Source organism: Providencia rustigianii DSM 4541, from assembly GCF_000156395.1.
Lineage (GTDB): Bacteria > Pseudomonadota > Gammaproteobacteria > Enterobacterales > Enterobacteriaceae > Providencia > Providencia rustigianii.
In genome coordinates, this window is the sequence record NZ_GG703817.1 from 609926 (window position 1) to 624857 (window position 14932).

General features: G+C 39.6%; 17 protein-coding genes and 1 pseudogene. 7 read left to right on the forward strand and 11 right to left on the reverse strand.

All coding sequences use genetic code 11. The annotated features are described in order from the left end of the window. Positions 1-135 precede the first annotated feature (135 nt). On the forward strand, positions 136-747 hold the full coding sequence (locus tag PROVRUST_RS02910) for a LysE family translocator (RefSeq protein WP_006813196.1): 612 nt from the start codon (positions 136-138) through the stop codon (positions 745-747). Here the strand turns inward: PROVRUST_RS02910 and PROVRUST_RS02915 are convergent. Both PROVRUST_RS02915 and PROVRUST_RS02920 read right to left on the reverse strand, forming a co-directional pair. After that, the gene (locus tag PROVRUST_RS02915) at positions 744-1307 is read right to left on the reverse strand and encodes a HutD/Ves family protein (protein WP_006813197.1); all 564 of its coding nucleotides are present in this window, start codon (positions 1305-1307) and stop codon (positions 744-746) included. The genes PROVRUST_RS02910 and PROVRUST_RS02915 overlap by 4 nt on opposite strands. Before the next feature lie 110 nt (positions 1308-1417). After that, complete coding sequence (locus tag PROVRUST_RS02920) at positions 1418-2836, reverse strand: aminotransferase-like domain-containing protein (RefSeq protein WP_006813198.1); 1419 nt, start codon at positions 2834-2836, stop codon at positions 1418-1420. Positions 2837-3079: 243 nt separating this feature from the next. Here PROVRUST_RS02920 and PROVRUST_RS02925 point away from each other — a divergent pair, with 243 nt between their 5' ends. The 4 genes and pseudogenes from PROVRUST_RS02925 to PROVRUST_RS02940 all read left to right on the forward strand — a co-directional run bounded on the left by PROVRUST_RS02925 (position 3080) and on the right by PROVRUST_RS02940 (position 6550). Next, positions 3080-4417 (forward strand): cytochrome ubiquinol oxidase subunit I, encoded by a 1338-nt coding sequence (locus PROVRUST_RS02925; RefSeq protein ID WP_006813199.1) that lies wholly within the window; start codon positions 3080-3082, stop codon positions 4415-4417. Then, positions 4407-5413: pseudogene (gene cydB, locus PROVRUST_RS02930) on the forward strand (cytochrome d ubiquinol oxidase subunit II). The gene PROVRUST_RS02925 and the pseudogene cydB overlap by 11 nt, the downstream one beginning before the upstream one ends. Positions 5414-5444: 31 nt before the next feature. Then, positions 5445-5549, forward strand: coding sequence for a DUF2474 domain-containing protein (locus PROVRUST_RS20675; RefSeq protein WP_377093570.1), 105 nt, complete (start codon positions 5445-5447; stop codon positions 5547-5549). Positions 5550-5710: 161 nt separating this feature from the next. Next, a complete protein-coding gene (locus PROVRUST_RS02940; protein WP_006813203.1) occupies positions 5711-6550 on the forward strand; it encodes a siderophore-interacting protein in 840 nt (279 codons plus the stop codon). 42 nt (positions 6551-6592) lie between these two features. Here PROVRUST_RS02940 and phoH read toward each other — a convergent pair whose 3' ends face one another. From phoH to PROVRUST_RS02960, 4 genes are all read right to left on the reverse strand, one after another. Beyond that, the gene (phoH, locus tag PROVRUST_RS02945; RefSeq protein WP_006813204.1) at positions 6593-7378 is read right to left on the reverse strand and encodes a phosphate starvation-inducible protein PhoH; all 786 of its coding nucleotides are present in this window, start codon (positions 7376-7378) and stop codon (positions 6593-6595) included. 461 nt (positions 7379-7839) lie between these two features. After that, entirely contained in the window at positions 7840-8823 is a 984-nt protein-coding gene (locus tag PROVRUST_RS02950; RefSeq protein ID WP_039854124.1) for an endonuclease, read from the reverse strand. 287 nt (positions 8824-9110) lie between these two features. Beyond that, positions 9111-9572, reverse strand: a complete 462-nt coding sequence (locus PROVRUST_RS02955) for a threonine/serine exporter (RefSeq protein ID WP_006813207.1) — start codon at positions 9570-9572, stop codon at positions 9111-9113. Then, positions 9572-10378 (reverse strand): threonine/serine exporter family protein, encoded by an 807-nt coding sequence (locus tag PROVRUST_RS02960; RefSeq protein WP_006813208.1) that lies wholly within the window; start codon positions 10376-10378, stop codon positions 9572-9574. Before PROVRUST_RS02960 ends, PROVRUST_RS02955 begins: the two co-directional genes overlap by 1 nt. A gap of 149 nt (positions 10379-10527) precedes the next feature. Here PROVRUST_RS02960 and PROVRUST_RS02965 point away from each other — a divergent pair, with 149 nt between their 5' ends. Continuing rightward, positions 10528-11160, forward strand: coding sequence for a TetR/AcrR family transcriptional regulator (locus PROVRUST_RS02965; RefSeq protein ID WP_006813209.1), 633 nt, complete (start codon positions 10528-10530; stop codon positions 11158-11160). A 6-nt stretch (positions 11161-11166) separates the two neighbouring features. On the opposite strand, the gene PROVRUST_RS02970 is transcribed toward PROVRUST_RS02965, so the two are convergent. Beyond that, positions 11167-11568, reverse strand: coding sequence for a hypothetical protein (locus PROVRUST_RS02970; protein WP_039854128.1), 402 nt, complete (start codon positions 11566-11568; stop codon positions 11167-11169). Positions 11569-11801: 233 nt separating this feature from the next. Between PROVRUST_RS02970 and PROVRUST_RS02975 the strand changes: the two genes are divergently transcribed. Further along, the gene (locus PROVRUST_RS02975) at positions 11802-12095 is read left to right on the forward strand and encodes a DUF5339 domain-containing protein (protein WP_039854130.1); all 294 of its coding nucleotides are present in this window, start codon (positions 11802-11804) and stop codon (positions 12093-12095) included. Between the two features lie 55 nt (positions 12096-12150). On the opposite strand, the gene PROVRUST_RS02980 is transcribed toward PROVRUST_RS02975, so the two are convergent. The 4 genes from PROVRUST_RS02980 to PROVRUST_RS02995 all read right to left on the reverse strand — a co-directional run bounded on the left by PROVRUST_RS02980 (position 12151) and on the right by PROVRUST_RS02995 (position 14912). Further along, positions 12151-12600, reverse strand: a complete 450-nt coding sequence (locus PROVRUST_RS02980) for a universal stress protein (RefSeq protein WP_006813212.1) — start codon at positions 12598-12600, stop codon at positions 12151-12153. A 165-nt stretch (positions 12601-12765) separates the two neighbouring features. Then, a complete protein-coding gene (locus PROVRUST_RS02985) occupies positions 12766-13104 on the reverse strand; it encodes a hypothetical protein (protein ID WP_006813213.1) in 339 nt (112 codons plus the stop codon). A 135-nt stretch (positions 13105-13239) separates the two neighbouring features. Continuing rightward, entirely contained in the window at positions 13240-13668 is a 429-nt protein-coding gene (locus PROVRUST_RS02990) for a universal stress protein (protein WP_006813214.1), read from the reverse strand. A 464-nt stretch (positions 13669-14132) separates the two neighbouring features. Continuing rightward, positions 14133-14912 carry a YaeF family permuted papain-like enzyme gene (locus PROVRUST_RS02995; protein WP_006813215.1) on the reverse strand — a complete coding sequence of 260 codons (780 nt, stop codon included), beginning with the start codon at positions 14910-14912 and terminating at the stop codon, positions 14133-14135. Between the last annotated feature and the right edge of the window lie 20 nt (positions 14913-14932).

A 14932-nucleotide genomic window follows, 5' to 3' on the forward strand; every position in this document is an offset into this window, starting at 1 on the left:
TTGCTTTTATTTTTTGATATTAAATGTCAAACACACGTTATTAGCAAGCAACAAAACAACCAAATTTCAACAAAAAATAGCTATAATGACCAGCATCAATTTCCGGTATGAAATAACAATAAATAGAGGTGTTTGATGGAGCTACAAACGTTATTACTGTTTAGCGCAACGGTGATCCCTCTGGTTTGTACACCTGGACCGGATATTTTATTTATCTCTTCACAGGGGCTTTCAGGTGGTATGTCCGCCGCTTGGAAAGCTAATTTGGGCATTATCCTCGGTTACATGACACATGCTATTCTTGCTGCACTTGGGTTAGCTGCAATTGTTGCCACATCCCCACTAATATTTAACACCATAAAATGGGTTGGTGTCGCCTATGTCGCTTATTTAGCAGTAAAAATGCTTCTCTCTGCGATTCATGCCAGAGAATTTCAGGTGCGACCCATATCGACCCAAGCGGTGATTGGCAAAGCATTCCTAACTAGCTTTCTTAACCCCAAAGGACTATTAGTCTATTTTGCTATATTGCCCAATTTTATCCATGTCTCCGAGAGTGTTGCAATACAATCTTTAATATTATCAGCGACATTTATTAGTTCGTGCATTGTTATTTATGGTGTTATCGGCATGTTGTTCGCTTCCATGCATAATAAACGCAAATATAGTGATAAGAATCGCCGTATCACCGAAGGTGTAGCAGGAGGCATGTTAACTTTCGCTGCCATTGGGCTGGCAAGTAGTTAGCAAGGGATACATTCTATCCAAAGTAATTGGCTATCGAAGCTACAGGGGGTTAACTCCCCTGTTCTAATATCTGGAAGCCACCAGCCGCCATCCCCCTCAGACATTCGCTCACAGTTACCGCCAGACACTAGCCACTCTCCTGATAATACATACACTAATCCAGCTTGATGTGCGGGGAGTTGCTGCTGAGAGTCAATGAGATAACTTCTCACATTCCAACGATCTGAACGGTAGATAAAATTCATTAATCGTATTGGCTGTTGTAATTCTACATTGACATACAGTTCAGCAGGACATCGAATAGACTCACCAACTTGATGAAAATATTCGTCAATCCGGTGGTTATCATGTATTCGTAGCGTTTGGTTATCCAACAGGATTGTAAGCCTTTCCCCTTCAGGGTACTGCTTTAGAAAACTTGATTGTTCAATCTTCGCAATACTGGCACGTAGCGAGTAATCAGATGCAACGGGCCAGCAAAAGACTTCTTGGCTAGTGCCACAGTTATCATTCCACTCAAACACGGGTAAGTCAGTTGTACTAAAGCATTTAATTTTCATATGACCACCTCAGTTTCCCTTACGTATCTTTAACTAGATTCGCAAAGTTCTTTTTTTAAGGCAATGAAATCACCGCGATAATGTGACTGCTCACCCTCTCTGTTTTACGCTTATTTATCCTCGATCAATGTGTGGCATAAATCCCCTAAAACTTTCATTGACTGTTCCAAACGATCATTCCATGCAAACGAAGCATTTAAACGAAATGCATGGTTAAACTGGTCGCTGGTTGAAAACATGCTGCCCGGCGCAATACCAATTCCTTTTTTTAACGCTAATTGATATAAACGAATTGCATTAAAGGGCGGCTCTAACTCAAGCCATAAGAAATATCCCCCCTTCGGGGTATTCACTTTCACGGATGATGGCAAATATTTGGCGATAGCATTCAACATGAGGTGCTGACGTTGTTCCATCGTCTGACGCAGTTTTCTCAAATGGGTATCATAGCCACCTTGGGATAAATATTCCGCAATGGCTAACTGTGTCGGTACACTTGCCGAAACTGTACTCATCATCTGCAAATGCTGAATTTTTGAAGCATGATGCCCCGCAGCAACCCAACCAACCCGATATCCCGGCGCTAAGCATTTTGAAAATGACGAACAGTGGAAAAAATTACCTTGAGTATCAAGAGATTTTGCAGGAATTGGCTGCTTATTACCAAAATAGAGTTCCCCATACACATCATCTTCAATAAGTGAGATTCGATGTTTATTCAGGATCTCAACCAACCGTTTTTTATTGGCTTGTGGCATCGTGCCACCTAATGGATTTTGGTAATGGGTCATCAACCAACATGCTTTGATTGGGTATTTATCCGCAATATCCTCGAGAGCATCAAGATCAATACCAAAGAGAGGGTCTGTTTTAATTGCGATCGCCTTTAATTTTAAACGTTCAATCGCTTGCAACGAGCCATAAAAAGCGGGTGATTCAATGACCACCCAATCCCCCGGCTGTGTAACGGCTTGTAAGCTTAAAACTAATGATTCCATCGCACCCGCAGTAATAACAATTTCATCAGGGGCGACATGGATCCCTTGAGTCGCATAGCGTTGAGCAATATTACGGCGTAATTGTTCATTTCCCGGTGGTAAATTGGCAGTGGTATTAAATTTCGATAGACGACGAGCAACAGAAGCCAGTGATTTAGCCAATTTGGGTTCATCAAGTAAGGCTGGGTCAGGAAACGCAGAACCAAATGGAATAATATCAGGATCCTTACAGGCTTGCAGGACACCAAAAATGGAGGCATTAATCTCAACATTTTCATTAAGATGTAGCCCTTTCCCTCCTTTCGCTGCGGCAAATGTATTGTTGCGATTTGCAACGTAGTAGCCCGATTGTGGTCGAGCCGCAACCCAACCTTGGCTTTCAAGCAATTGGTAAGCCTGTACTACTGTCATCAGACTTAAACCGGATTGTTTCACGCTTTCTCTAAGTGAAGGTAATCTGTCACCAACTTGCCAGATATTATCTTCTATTTGTTGACGAATTTGTGCCGCTAACTGTTCATATCTCGTCATTCCCGCCTCACTGTTATAGGTATTTTCCTAAAAATTGTTACTATTATAGTTTAACGTCTCATGTTCTACTTATCCACCACATTCACCTGACTTTTTTAACTATAAGCACAAAACATTTCTAGCTGGATTTATGAGTGTTAACAATCCAACGAAAACAATTATTTATTGCTAAGGATTTCGTCAAATTGCTTCGCAATGGCTTTAAATGTCGCGTGTCGTAATCATTTCCATTCAGGGGTCAATATGTTTGGACTAACTGCGCTGGAACTTGCCCGTATACAATTCGCATTTACGGTCTCGTTCCATATTATTTTTCCAGCTATTACTATCGGGTTAGCGAGTTTTCTCGCCGTGCTTGAAGGTTTATGGCTAAAAACTCGAAATCCTGACTACATAAAACTATTCCATTTCTGGTCAAAAATTTTTGCAGTCAATTTCGGGATGGGGGTAGTTTCTGGATTGGTGATGGCGTACCAATTTGGGACTAACTGGAGTTTCTTTTCTGACTTTGCAGGCAGTGTCACTGGACCGTTGCTCACTTATGAAGTTCTCACCGCATTCTTCTTAGAAGCAGGATTTCTTGGTGTCATGTTATTCGGCATGAACCGAGTGGGCGAAAAGCTACATTACTTTGCGACTTGCATGGTGGCACTCGGAACCATTATATCCACCTTCTGGATCCTCGCTTCTAACAGCTTTATGCAAACCCCTCAAGGATTTGAAATCGTTGATAACCGAATTGTGCCTGTCGACTGGCTAGCCGTAATTTTCAATCCTTCATTCCCCTATCGCTTACTGCATATGACAACGGCAGCCTTCCTTGCCGCAGCATTTTTTATTGGCGCATCCGCGGCATGGCATCTGCTCAAAGGTAATAAATCCTCTGCCATGAAGAAAATGTTCTCCATGTCATTGTGGTTGATCTTAGTGCTAGCACCAGTTCAAGCATTTATCGGTGATGCTCATGGTTTAAATACATTGAAATATCAACCTGTTAAGGTAGCTGCGATGGAAGGCCACTGGGAAAATAAACCCGGTGAAGCAACTCCGCTGATCCTCTTTGGTATTCCTAATATGGACAAAGAGAAAACAGAATATGCCGTTGAAATCCCTTATCTGGCAAGCCTGATTTTAACCCATAGTATTGATAAACAAGTTCCTGCTTTAAAAGAGTTTCCACCTGAGGATAGACCCAACGTATTTATGGTGTTCTGGTCATTCCGTGTGATGGTTGGATTGGGCTTACTCATGATCGCTGCTGGTGTCTGGGGATTATGGTTACGTTCACGTAAAAGACTCTATGAGTCCAAAACATTCTTACGCTTTATGTTTGTCATGGCGCCATCGGGACTCATTGCGATTCTTGCTGGTTGGTTTACAACCGAGATTGGTCGCCAGCCATGGGTTGTTTATGGCTTACAACGTACAGCTGATGCTGTGAGTGCTCACGGAGAGGTGCATATGAGTATTAGCTTACTCGCGTTCTTTGCCGTATATGGCAGCGTATTTGGGATTGGCTATATGTACATGATGAAATTAATTCGTAAAGGCATCACCGAGGAGACAGCTCATGGGCATTGATTTACCTCTCATTTGGTTTGTCATTATTGTTTTTAGTATGTTGATGTATATCGTCATGGACGGTTTCGATTTAGGCATCGGTATCCTTTATCCAGCCTTAAAAGATAGTCAAGACCGTGACTTAATGATGAACAGCGTCGCTCCTGTTTGGGACGGTAATGAAACATGGCTAGTACTAGGCGGTGCTGCATTATTCGGGGCATTTCCTTTAGTCTATGCCATCGTATTGGATGCTCTATCGATTCCACTAACCTTTATGTTATTGGCCTTGATTTTTCGTGGTGTCGCCTTTGAGTTCCGTTTCCGTGCTGATGAATCTCATCGTCGCCATTGGGATCATGCTTTTATTTGGGGCTCAATTTTTGCCACATTCAAGGCGTTGTTGTCGGTGCATTTATTCAAGGCTTCCACGTTGAAAATCGCGTCTATATGGGCGGGTATTTCGATTGGTTCTCCCCTTTCCCTCTATTTTGTGGATTTGGGCTAGTCGTCGCTTATGCCTTACTCGCCTGTGGCTGGCTGATTATGAAAACTGAGGGACATTTACGTAAAACAATGTACCGTATTTTGCGCCCATTAACCCTATTAATGTTAGCGGTGATCGGCGTAATCAGTGTGTGGACACCAATGCAAAGTGAAGCCATTTATCAACGCTGGTTTACCTTGCCAAACTTGTTTTTCTTTCTCCCCGTTCCACTACTTGTAATAGGTTGTGTCTGGTTAATCATCAAGAGTGTGAAGCGTCAACAACACGATAGCATTCCATTCTTATCAGCATTAGCTCTGATTTTCCTTGGCTTCACTGGATTAGGTATTAGCATCTGGCCAAATTTAATTCCACCAGCCATCAATTTCCGAGATGCCGCTGGCCCACCAGAAAGCTTAGGCTTCATGTTGGTCGGCGCGTTATTTATTATCCCTGTTATTTTGGTTTATACCTATTGGAGTTACTATGTCTTCAGAGGAAAAATTACCCCTGAACAAGGCTACCACTGATCATTTAGTGAGTTCACCTTGGTGGAAGAAAATGGGTTGGATGGCAATAATCTGGTTAGGAAGTGTATTAGCGCTATTTGCGTTCTCTTCCTTGTTTAAATTGCTGATGACCGCAGCGGGAATGAAAGTAAAATAGTGATTTTCCCCCAATGCCGCATAATATTCTGTTATGCGGCATTTTGTTTTTCACGACCTATTTCACTGTATTATTTGAATGGTTTTCTTATTCTTACTCGTGATATGATAATGATAATAATTAACATATAATAAAATTATCATTAAGAAAGGAGACGGTTCGTGGCTAGTACACCAACAGTTGAAAAAAACATCTACCGCCCAGCACCACCGCAACTCATTCAAGTTAAATCCATCACTGATATCAGTCCATCAATTCGCCGCATTACATTTACGGGCGAAAGACTGACTGATTATCCTGATAACTGCGAAGGTGGGCATCTCAAGATTTTCATTGCGCCAGACTATGCTAGCCAACCAGCACTTCCCGTCTTGACCGATAACGGACGCAGTTGGCCAGAAGATAAACCTCGCCCATTTGTACGGACTTATTCTGTACGTGCCATTCGCCCTAAATTAAGTGAAATCGATATTGAATTTGCGATGCATGAAGGCGTGACAGGTCCAGCATACCTCTTTGCTCGTGATGCCAAGCCGGGTAATTGGCTCGGTATCACAAACCCAGGAGGTCCGGATCCACTGCTTCCGGTTCGCTCTCACTATTTTATGGCGGGAGACTCTAGTTCATTGCCAGCCATTGCCGCGCTGTTAGAAAAGATGCCAGAAAATGCTCAGGGTCGTGTTGTTCTACGCTTAGAACATCAAGCTGATCTTCGCGAACTTTCCAAACCTGCGGGAATGGAGATTGAGTGGGTCGTTGGCGATATTAGTCAAACATCCGCATTGATTAATACATTTAAATCATGGGATATCCCTACAAGTGATGTCGGTTTTTGGATTGCTGGCGAAGACCAAATTATTCGCGAATTACGTCGTTTTGTGCGTCGAGAGAAAGGCTTTAGCCGTGAGGATATTTACGCAATTCCTTACTGGCGGTATGGCTATGATGAAGAAGGCTACCATCATGAACGCCATGCAGTCATGGATAACCCGGACGATTAATCGATAAAAATACTGCCCCGATGATCGGGGCAGATAAAAAGGTTAATCATTGTACGCAAGTAGCGCTTTATGACACAGTTCAGATCTCACACAATCGTCAATCGTAAAATTCACCATAGATACCAAGCTATCACTATTAAAACGCTGTAATGCATCCGCCAATCCTGATGGAACACCGCTCGGTAAATCACACTGAGTAATATCCCCATTGACGATGACTGTCACGTTCTCCCCTAAACGAGTTAAGAACATTTTCATTTGTGTGACTGTCACATTTTGTGCCTCATCGAGGATCACGATTGCATTTTCAAACGTACGACCTCGCATATACGCAAATGGCGCAATTTCCACTTTCGCAATTTCAGGTCGCAAACAATACTGTAAAAATGATGCTCCCAATCTTTTCATAAGAACGTCATAAACAGGTCTAAAATATGGCGCAAACTTTTCAGACATATCTCCAGGTAAAAAACCCAGGTCTTCCTCTGCTTGCAATACAGGGCGAGTTACAATGATTTTACTGATCTCTTTATTGATTAAAGCATCTGCAGCTAATGCGGTACTAATGTAAGTTTTACCGCATCCTGCTTCACCATTAGCAAAAATGAGCTGCTTATGCTTGATGGAGTTGATGTAGAGCTTTTGGGCTTCATTACGTGGAGTGATTGGAGTTTCATCGCGACGTTCTTTCGCCATACCAATAGGCTCAATGCCGGTATATTCGGCAAAGGAGGTTACATTATTCATATCATACCTCCCTGAACGATCCTTGCGAGATGTGCGTTTCATTTCCCGACGTGTTTTTGTTGCAGCTTTCTGTCTACTCATAGTATTAACCCTTCCAGGTATCAGTGATGTCAATTCAAATGACGAACTATTCAAAACAGAGAGGAGCTCCCTTCAAGCTCTTATGTGACATAGGTGAACATTTCAGATATAAAAAAACCGGTTAGCAATCTCACCATGCTAATTTCATGGTGGATCGATAACCGGTCTTGAATTTTTGTAAACAAACACTTTGTTGTCATTAGTTTCTCCTATACAGGCGATACTCGTAAACTAAAGAATCTGTATGACAATATTATGACAATCTGCAAATTTTTATTTGACTAGAATATCATCAACCTACAACATTTCCTTTCTATAAATATAGCTCTAGTTTTTTTTAAATTACAACATTAAATTAACAGAAACTGTGCATTTTTACGTAAAGGTCAGATAATCTGTAGGAAATATCATAAAAAGCCACAAAAACCAATGCGTTGTCAATCTTTGTGGCAATATCTAAATTAGATCGGTTTACAATTGCCCGCTAATTGATACCCTTTAGTTTGTGCCTCAGCTTCAGTAGAAAACATTTCTGCATTTTTATCTGCCGTGGTTTTAAAACCTGAACAGTGCGCCAAATGATATTTTTTAGTATTACGATTTCCTTTCACTTGTTGAACAGTATTATTCGCTGGCGTACTCTGCTCTACCGATTTTACGGGTTTGGCTGATTGCCCCGTTAAACCTTCTGCACCATTTTTATGTCCTAAGTCCCAACTTTTTTCTCCTGTCACAAACGGGTTATTATGCCCCATCACTTTTGCAATGCGCTGGTCGCGTTGTTTTTCCCATTCATTCACAGGATATTGTTTATCCCATGCCATAAACAATTGCTGCTGTTGGCGAGACATAGATAAGTTATAGCGATCATGCATATAGAAATAAACACGAGCAACTTGCCCTTTAACTTCATCACGAGGTTCAAAGACGCGTTGTTTAAAATCAATACGGCTACGACACATTCCATATGAATATGGCGTATTCTCAGGAAGCTTTCCGAAACTCCAATTACTACGATCACCATTCACTTCACCAATCGAAGGCGCTAAATTGTGCATATCGGCCTCCATACGAGCAAATACAGGATCTGAAGAAACACAGTTTTTACGCCCGCCATTTTGCCAACATTGACGCTGATGGCCAAAAACCCATGCTGGAACAATATGTTCCCACTCAATACGTTCCGCACGATTTTGTTGTTTACGAACTTGGTAGCCACAGGATGCTAAATCAACTTGTCCACCACTTTTACCAACCCACTCCCACTGACAACCACAATAGAGTGTTCCCTCTCCTTGATGATTTTGGTCGATATAAACTTGGTTTTTACTCAATGATTTTGCTTCAGGAAATGAGCTAGGTGCTGCATAGACTGAATGGCTAATGAAGGAAAAAATAAGAATTAATGCAAGATGTAAATACTTATAGATTGAATATTGTTTCAAAATAACACCACTGATGAGAAAAAGTCGATAAATTAAATACAACGAGTAAGTTATTCATTCAAAAATAGATGAACACAATATGAATACACTCTAGTTGGATGAAATATAAGTCTTTTTAATATCAATTGGTACTTTATTTTAAGGGATAAAAATCAATATCAGAATTTAGGTAAAAAATAATAAAAACTAACTTACTCGAATATCTATCAATAAAAGTTAGCCCAATCTCTAAATCACGGGTTAACTTTTATTGATCATTTTATGAATATGAAGGCGGTATGTTGATATCAAACACTGGGTTTCTTGCGATATAGCCATAATCCGGGAAGAGAGATACCGATAGAAAGTGCTCCTACAATAAAAGATGCCTTTAAAAAGTAGGTAACAAGCGTTTCCATTAGCTCAGGGGTATAACCGTACTGGGATATTTTCACAACGGAGATCATCGCGATATAGGCACTGATACCGGGAAACATGGGGATCACTGCAGCAACAGTAAAGACTTTAGGATGCGCTAGCCACCAGCGAGACCATTGAATTCCAATCATTCCGATTAAGGTGGCAGCTAAAAAACTTGCCCACTCAATTTGTAATCCGAATGACATTAAAATCATCCGCGATCCATACCCAATTGCGCCTAATAATCCGCAATATTTTAGTGCTCTCACCGGAACATTGAATACCATCGCAAAACCAATGGCAGGGATCGCCGCGAGCAACATCTTCCAGATTAATTCCAATAAAAACATTAGGCCCACTCCCTCAAATTCCAGATAGTCATGGCTAGAACGACGCCAATACAGGTCGCTAGCGTCAACAAGCTTGCCATCACCCAACGAGCAATCCCCGTATTAACATGCCCCTTAAACATATCTGCTACTGCATTTATCAAAGGAAAACCAGGAACCAGCAACAATACACTCGCAGCCATCGAAATAGTCTCAGTGACTTCAAAATAAGGAATTTTTAGTAATAAACCCGATACCGAAGTCGCAACAAATGCGGTAATACAAAAATTGATCAGTGGATTTATTTGATTTGATGTCAAAACCTGACGAATAAACATCGCGCAACCACTCGCTAAAAACGTGATAAACGCGCTTTCTAGTCCACCGCCATTTAACGAACTAAAGCAAGCGCAAGATAACGCTACCATTAAAACCATGAGCCAACGTGGATAACGTAGCGGCTTGATACTATTTAATTTTTTACGTAATTGTTGGCGATCAAGTAAATGATGCTCTACGAGAATGACAGCATGCTGAACCTCTGTCACCACATGCATATTAATCCCGCGGTCAATAATGCGGCGAGTTGATGTTAGGCATCGACCATCCACGATAGTCGTTAACACGAGGGAATTCGATGAAATTGCACTGTCCACCTGATTTGCCCCTAGTGCAATACCTAATCGAGTCGTTAATTGTTCGACAAGCATACTTTCCGCACCATGCTGTAGCAGCAATAAACCACATTCAATACATAATTTGGTGATTTCCCTTTGCACATCAACACTTTTATCTTCTATATGCTGATCAACAACGCTATCCTTCATTGGATCCCCCGAGGCTTTGTTAAAATTCAGATATTGATTTAGACATGATAATATTCATATATATCATAGAGGAAAATAATACGAAGAATTATGACCTCTTTCAGGTAAATTAACGCTACTATTTCATTTTTCGTTAGGATAATTATTTTATGAGTCACCCCATTCCCGCAAAAACCCCAAAAGGTCAACGTCGCCATCAAGCACTCATTGCTGCTGCCGCTGAAGTTTTTCTGCAATATGGGTTTGAAGGAACAACGCTTGATATGATTATTGAGCGCGCGGGAGGTTCTCGCTCTACCTTGTATAAGAGCTTTGGGGATAAAGAGGGTTTATTTTCAGCCGTTGTCGCCTATATGATTGATGACATATTTACGGAACCAGACAGTAAAGAACCACCATTACAAACAATTGAAGCTGTATTATCATTTTATGGCTCGCGCTTTCTACGAAATGTGGTTAAGCCACAATCGATAGGGCTATATCGATTAATCCTCGGCGAATATAACCGCTTCCCTGAAATTAGCCAGTTATTTTTTGAACAGGGCCCCGTTCAAAGTTACCAAAGGCTTACTCAAAAGCTTGCACAACTTCCTAATGTAAATGTGGATGAAAAACTGTTACTGAGTATCTCATCCCGCTATTTGGAAATGCTAAAAGCAGATGTATTCATTAAAACTTTTTGTGTGAAAAATTTTAAGCCCAACGATGATTTTATCAACCAACAAATTGGTCTTTCGGTCGATATCATTGCCAGCTATATCCGTAAAATTAGTGCCACATAAATTTTATTAATTTAATACAGAAACTGCTCGTTTTTGTGCTAATAATGCATTCTCTTCTAGATAAACCTCGGGCCCATAAAGCGATGAAATTACAGGTACCATTTTTTCCATTTCCAGTTTATCGCTACCATCCGACTGCAGCGTGATAACCATGGCTTGACAATATTTCACCATTCCCTCTCGAGCATCTTTCAGCCAACGACGAACCGTTTTCATACATTCCATATCTTCCGCTGTTGGCTTGCCTTTAGGCTTCATCGGTGGATAAATCAAAGAAAATGACTCTTTTTTGGCAAGCAATAATTCTAGCTCAGCTAACCATTGCTGCGTTTCCCCCATTGACGATGGAAATGTATTCATTGAGCATACTGGCCAATCTTGAATATTTATAATCGTATTATTTGTCATCACTATTCCATTCAATATTAAAAGTGTACTAGAATGTACACTTTATACATTCCAAACGTCAATAATGATTCTCATTTATAATTTGCAATTTATGCTATTTCTAATTTTGACTATCAATATGGGGTGAGTTTGATAAAGATTAAATCAGCCCAAAATATTAATCGGCTGATGATGCCTTTTTTAAGTCACAATGCTATGCTGATTCAAATATGTCTTTCGAAAGTGAATATATTATGAAAAAAATCCTTCCAATAGCATTCGGGCTATTTGCCGCGTTATCCGTCTCTCATGCAAGTGCAGGAAATGTGTGTGATAAGTATTTCAAAGAGATGAATGCTCTCGTCAAACAAGCTGAAGAGCAATATAAGAATGAACCAAATGCGGGAGAGCAAATTTCATTAATGAAATCACAGTTAGAGGAAGCTAAAAAAGCATTAGCAACCTACCCTGAAGAATCACAAGAGCAAGCTTGTAGTCAAGCATTAACCGCTATTGAGCAAGCCAAAGAAGCCGTAAATAACCAATAATACCCTTCAAATATAAAAAGACCTGAATCATCAGGTCTTTTTATTTGTTATCCAACTATCTGACAACTAATACCGATATTTTGGCATAAGATACAATTCCCGAAGCGTTCGATCCGAGTAAATGTGTTGAAAAACTTGGGTTACGGGACCCAATAACAATTAAATCCGCATGAATATTTTCAGCTTCAGCTAAAACTTTATCCCTTGGTGAACCAAACTCTACCTTATAAGAGATTTTATCTGCAGGGTAATCGTATTTTTTAGCCAGTGAATCGATCAATTCTTTTAACTGTTCTTCCGAACGCTCAAGGGCTTTTTTTGTAAAGGATGCTAGTAAATCATAATGATAACTGTAACTCATTGAGAATCTAGAGACATCTGGAACTGAGTGGAATAAATGAATATTTGCATTATCCATTTTTGCCAAGTGGATAGCATGTTTTAGTGCATTATCCGTTAATGTATCTTCTGAAATATCTACAGGAACCAAAATAGTTTTGTACATATAAGCCCCTCTCAAGTATGTATCTCTCACTTATTTTTCTAGAAATCCAAGTGTATGAGATAACTGTTTAATGGTTATTTTCATCAATAAAAGTATAGTCTGAATAAAATAAAAATGTCGTGAGCTTCTCGTCTAATCAATAAAAAATCACGTCAATCCACTCGATTAATTATCTTCTAGATGCCATTTATGTAGTACACGATGGATAAATGGAGTCACAATTAAACCAACACTGATAATAAATACACTCTGTAAAAATAAACCGTAAATTGCGATAAAAAACCGTCCAGTCTGAGTAATTGGTGCAGGCTCAATAGGCTGACCACTCAGCATAGAAAGTGCATTCAGCATAGACTCCATCAGTGAGTGCCCTTCTATAAAATAAAAACCAATAATTCCCGGAAGTAGACCAATAAAAAAAACCAATATCGCTAAAAAATAAAAACGTAGTACCCTAAAAATAAAGTGTTCTACACGTAATAATTCCTTAGTGAATTTTTCCATAAATAACCCAATCTTCCCCAACTAATCTACATAAAATATCCTCGGGTAAGATAACTGGAATACTTTATATTAAACTGAAAAATATCAAAAAAAGAACCTATACCAATCATGGTATAGGTTCTTAATATTAATTTATTAACGTACTACGAGTACTGATGTTTCTGCGTAGCGAACAATACCGGCAGCAGTTGAGCCTAATAGATGAGTCGTAATATTTGGACGACGAGATCCAATCACAATAATATCGGCATTGATATCTTTTGCCGTATTAATCACTTCATCGCGAGGAGAACCAAACGTTATTGTATAGCTCACATCTGCCTGAGGAAGATCAATTGAATCCATCAGCATTTTCATATCTTCTTCTGCTTTCACCGTTGCTCGATCTTTGATTTCCATATAACCCAAAGCGTAAGCATTAATGATCGCTGAAGAGATAGGAAGCACGTGGATCAAATGAATTTTTGCACCTGACTGTTTGGCCAAATTAACTGCATGATGCACGGCTTTACTGGTTAATTCTTCTTCTGTTAGATCTATAGGGACCAAAATCGTTTTATACATAACCCCTCCTGATAAGTGTTCAAATGAATATTAACTAGAAAATTATAGTCCAAATGCGGTAAATGTCTCTTAACTCAAAAGATAAATGAGATCTGTAGCTATAAATTCACAATAATTTTTTTATAGCTATATTTTCCCCTCGAAAAAACACCCAAGAATGTAAAATATTTTTAGCTATCGTTATAATAAAATTAAGATAAAAAGCCAAAAGTAAAGCCTATTTTCTTGTTTTTATTATTTATTTTAACTAATTTTTACGGTTTTAAGGGGCAATTAATATTACAAAAAAAGGGGTTGATTTCTTAAATGAGAATGGTTATCTTTTATCTCGTGAATAGTTGAGTAAATTACTCAACTTTATCACAAACGACATTGCTCACATTGCTTCCAGTTTAGCAGGCCAATTCATTTGAGTTGGCCTTTTTTTATTACATATCATTGATAGTTAATCAAAAAATAAACAATTAGTTTTTACGAATCGCGCTACTAAAACTCCAATTTTTTAGATGACCAACATAAGTAAGACGCTCTGTAGGGACAAATGTAGGAACATCCCCCGAGCGCATATGCAGAATATCTGCGGGTGTAATCCATGATGAGTTACCTTCAAACAACGGCACTCCTGCATATTTGTAAGCATCTAGGACAAACTGCGAACAAAAGAAACCGTTCGCTTGTTCAATATCATCACCTAGTTGAACTGTAGCGAGAGTTCTTAAACAAAAATTCCGAATTGTTTGTCCTACTAAGGGTAATTCACACACCCGTTTAGTGAGCATCCAAGGAGCAATCATGACAATCCCTTTCATGTTGTACTTACCGCCATCATTCTGTTCAGAAAATTCACGTAACTTTTCTGCATGAAATGATGTCAGGTGATTATGCCGTAATACCACCATATTGTTAGAGTCATTGATAGCTTGATCTAGACGAATAATTCTAACGCCACTTCCTACTGATTCTGCAACTTGACCAAAACCGAGATAAATAGAAGCGTGACTCACTCCGCTCACGCTAAATAAACGGATCCCCCACGAGTTCATTCCTGTTGCCGATGACAATAAAATATCTCCAGGCAACATATCGGCAACCGTTAATGGCTCGACAGAATCTTTAATCGGAATTGTATTGGCTTGTTGTATTGTAAATTTTAACTGATTCGATTGTTCATCCGTTTTAAATTGTGTAGAACAACCATTGATAAAAATAAAACTAACAATCAATATCCAGCGAAATAATTTCATTTATGCCAATCCATTTTATG